This is a genomic window from Rhizobium centroccidentale, assembly GCF_030182565.1.
Lineage (GTDB): Bacteria > Pseudomonadota > Alphaproteobacteria > Rhizobiales > Rhizobiaceae > Rhizobium.
The window spans coordinates 1-634 of the sequence record NZ_JAQJCG010000068.1 but is presented as its reverse complement, the minus strand read 5'-3'; the positions used below and the strand labels follow the sequence as shown (position 1 = coordinate 634).

Below are 634 nucleotides of genomic sequence, written 5' to 3'. Positions count from 1 at the left end.
CGATCCGGCCAGCCATGCCTATGTGAACTCCAAGAGCAAGATGGCGAGGGAATGCGGCTTCAAGTCGGTCCAGCACACGCTGCCGGCGGAAACGACGCAGGAAGCGCTCGCTGCCTTGGTGGCCTCGCTGAATGATGATTCCTCCATCCACGGCATTCTCGTGCAGCTGCCGCTGCCGAAGCATCTCGATTCGGATGACATCATCCAGTCGATCAAGCCGGAGAAGGATGTCGACGGGTTGCATGTGGTCAATGCCGGCAAGCTTGCGACCGGCGATCTCGAAACCGGACTGATCTCCTGCACGCCGGCCGGCGCCATGCTGCTGGTACGTTCGATCCATGGCGAAGACCTGTCGGGTCTGAATGCCGTGGTCATCGGCCGCTCCAACCTGTTCGGCAAGCCGATGGCGCAATTACTGCTCAATGCCAATGCGACGGTCACGACAGCGCATTCACGCACGAAGGATCTCGCCTCCGTTGCAAGGGGCGCCGATATCCTGGTGGCGGCCGTCGGCCGTCCGGAAATGGTCAAGGCGGATTGGGTGAAGCCTGGCGCCACCGTCATCGATGTCGGCATCAACCGGATCGCGGCCCCTGAACGGGGCGAGGGCAAGAGCCGGCTGGTGGGCGATGTC

Annotated in this window: 1 protein-coding gene; it reads left to right on the top strand. The window is 62.5% G+C overall.

Annotation, left to right across the window (positions count from 1 at the left end; all coding sequences use genetic code 11):
• Positions 1 to 634 (top strand): tetrahydrofolate dehydrogenase/cyclohydrolase catalytic domain-containing protein (locus PH562_RS30660; protein WP_285177647.1); only part of this gene is annotated, 634 nt, incomplete at both ends.